Raw genomic sequence first — 2,642 nt, 5'->3', positions numbered from 1 at the left:
CAGCCGCTCCATCTGCTCGTCTGTCAGCCAGAAAAGATTGCTCATCGTGCTCCCCATCAGCGCGGGGTCTTGAATCACGCAGAGGCAGCGGCATCAAGCCAATCAATGGGTCCTGAGCCTAAGGCCGTGAGTATTATGTGGGGTAAACTGAATCATGGTGAGGGGGCCTGCCTTGAAAACTGGACTTTCTGGCTTGGACAACCGAAAAATACCTGCTTTCAAAATCTTACGCTACGCTCACCACATCCTCGTGAATAATCCGGGCTGGGAGCCCAGCGCCATCCGTCAGATCCCGACCGAGACCTCGGTCAACTGGACGCATTCAGATCATCCGCACCCGGCGGACCCGCCTGGTCCGTCTGCCAAGGCGTTCGCTCCACCTGACCTTGCGGCTCGGTGCGCTGCTCGCCACTCCCGATCCGAAAGCCCCGCCATGAGCCTTGCGGCGAGTTCGATCCTGATGACCCGCATCCTCGATGCGCCCGCCGATCTCCCCGGCGCAGGCACGAACGAGCACCACAAGTTCCGCCGTGCAGATGGTGCCCGCGCAGAACCGCATTTCGCGGTCCAGATCGTCGAGCGGCGGGCAGGGCGCACCCTGGAACATTACCTCCAATGCCAGCAGCATGATGATCCCGGCATGGTCCGGGTCGCAGGCTTCGATGGCGTCGATCAATCGCTCCGCAACGGCAAGACGGTCCCGCACCTCATCGAACATGATCGAACTCCGTGATCGGCTCGATCGTGATCTCCGCCGCGTCGGGGACCTGGTCGGTGAACCAGATCGTCACCTGCTTGCCGGTCAGGCTCCAGCGATAGGTAATCGCAAGGATTTCCTCGGCCTCCCGGGTCCGCCGCACCACCTTCCCGATCGGAATGCCCACGTTCCGTTTCTGCATTGTGTCTGCCCTCGTGCACTGTTCGACCACCGGCAGCCCATCCGCCCGTGACCGAAGGCCGTTCCTGTCCTGTCGACTGGAAAGCCCCGTGCTTTCCGGACGGCAGAGCACGGAGGGGCGAAGCCGGCCCGCCGGATGGCAGGCGGATCAGGGACTGAAAAAGGCGACAGGGAGGGGCCGAGCGGGCAAGCCCTTCGAGGCCCCGCGCCGATAATCGGCACCGTTGAGCCGCGCCTGCGGAAGCGCGCCAATCGCCACGCCCGGTTCCGCGCCGTCAGAGCCCCGCGTCGCGCAGCGCCTTGCGCAGGGCGCGGCTGAAGGCATTGCGATAGGTGGGGGCGACGATGCGGGCGATGCCCATCAGGCCCATCGGGTCGTGGGCCGCGGCGATGCGGTCCGCGAGCGCCTGCGGGAGGGTCACCGAGACGCTGGTGGTGAGTTTGCCGCGGGGCTCGCTGTCGTCTTCCCCGGGAAACCCGGTCTCGAGCCAAGCGCCGACGATCTCCCGCTTGGCCCGCTGCGCGATCTCCCGCAGAAGCTGCTGCGGTGTCACGAGGGCGTGGGCGGCATAGGCCTCGACGGCGGCCACCTCCGCGTCGGCGATCGAGACGGCGATGCTGAGCTTGACGCCGCGCCCCGATGGCGGGCCGGAGGTCGGCACGTCCGCCGTGCCTGGACCGGGACGGGCCTGATGGTCCGGGGCCGCGCCGGCCCGGGCCGGTTCGGGCGTTCCGGCGGCCGCAGGCAGGGCAGGGGGCGTCATGGAGCCGTCGGGTGCGTCGTCAAGCGGGTCCGCAAGCCGTTTCGGGCCGGGCGACAGGGTGGCGGAAAACCCCGGGTCGCGCTTCAGGACAGAGGTGAGGGGCTTGCGCGGGACCATGGTCCGGCGGCCCTCGCATCGCGGCGGATGGCGCTGTCGATCTCGGCCAGCACCGCCTCGGCCTCGTCGAGGGTGGTCTGCACATGCCGGGCGAGTGCCCGGTTCACCATGGCGTCCCGGATCGGACCGAGCAGGCCCTCCTTGTCCATGCGGATACAGGCGGCGCGGTTGCTCAGGAAGGACTCGAAGGCGGGCAGCGTGCCGTAGACCCGGGCCACGATCTCGCGCTCGGTCTTCGGAGACGCGGAGCGGCACACGGTTGAACAGCACGCCGAGCGGTGCAAGCGCGTCGGTGGTCGACAGCCGCCCGCGCAGCGGGACATACCACTGCGCCGTCGCCCTGGCCTCCTCGCAATCGGCCCGTGACGCAGCATCGGTGTCAGCACCAGATGGGCGAGGGTGGCAAGCTCGTCATGGGTCTCGGAGGCTCCGCCGAAGGTGTCGGTCAGGATCAGGTGCTCCTGGTCGGGCTGGTCGTAGATCTCGGCGATGGTGTCGGCGATGCGTCCGACCTCGAGGCTGTGGATGACCTCGACCCGGGGCGACCAGGTGCCCCGCGCCCGGCGGGCCTCCTGCCACTTGAAGCAGGAGCGCGAGCTGTCGGTATCGAACAGTGTCACGTTCTCGCCGCGCGCGCCGGCGGCCGAGGCGCGCGCCCGACAGACGGTGCTCTTGCCCGAGCCGCCCTTGCGATTGGCCACCTAGACCTCCCGGATTCCGTTCATCGTGACCGCTGTCATCGGCTCTGCCCCCTGCTGTCGTTTTCCGGAGAAGACAGGGCGGGGAAGGCGGAGCTGCAATCCGGTCTCGATCCTCGAAAATCTGCTTTCGGCCATTGGCCATCGATCTCCGGCAATGGGAAT

The 2,642-nt window shown here is 67.5% G+C and carries 4 protein-coding genes; all 4 read right to left on the bottom strand.

Translation table 11 applies throughout. The annotated features are described in order from the left end of the window. Positions 1–322: 322 nt before the first annotated feature. The 4 genes from ENN83_RS09695 to ENN83_RS09680 all read right to left on the bottom strand — a co-directional run bounded on the left by ENN83_RS09695 (position 323) and on the right by ENN83_RS09680 (position 2,480). Positions 323–718: a hypothetical protein gene (locus tag ENN83_RS09695; RefSeq protein WP_287186372.1), complete on the bottom strand. Its 396-nt coding sequence runs from the start codon at positions 716–718 to the stop codon at positions 323–325. Beyond that, entirely contained in the window at positions 708–899 is a 192-nt protein-coding gene (locus ENN83_RS09690) for a hypothetical protein (RefSeq protein WP_287186370.1), read from the bottom strand. The genes ENN83_RS09695 and ENN83_RS09690 overlap by 11 nt, the downstream gene beginning before the upstream one ends. Positions 900–1,173: 274 nt before the next feature. Then, positions 1,174–1,779, bottom strand: coding sequence for a hypothetical protein (locus tag ENN83_RS09685; protein ID WP_287186367.1), 606 nt, complete (start codon positions 1,777–1,779; stop codon positions 1,174–1,176). Then, complete coding sequence (locus tag ENN83_RS09680) at positions 1,746–2,480, bottom strand: division plane positioning ATPase MipZ (protein ID WP_287186364.1); 735 nt, start codon at positions 2,478–2,480, stop codon at positions 1,746–1,748. Before ENN83_RS09680 ends, ENN83_RS09685 begins: the two co-directional genes overlap by 34 nt. Between the last annotated feature and the right edge of the window lie 162 nt (positions 2,481–2,642).

Origin of the sequence: Rhodovulum sp. (genome assembly GCF_011048875.1) — a bacterium.
In the GTDB taxonomy this organism is placed as follows: domain Bacteria; phylum Pseudomonadota; class Alphaproteobacteria; order Rhodobacterales; family Rhodobacteraceae; genus Rhodovulum; species Rhodovulum tesquicola.
This window is presented reverse-complemented; position numbering and strand designations above follow the sequence as displayed.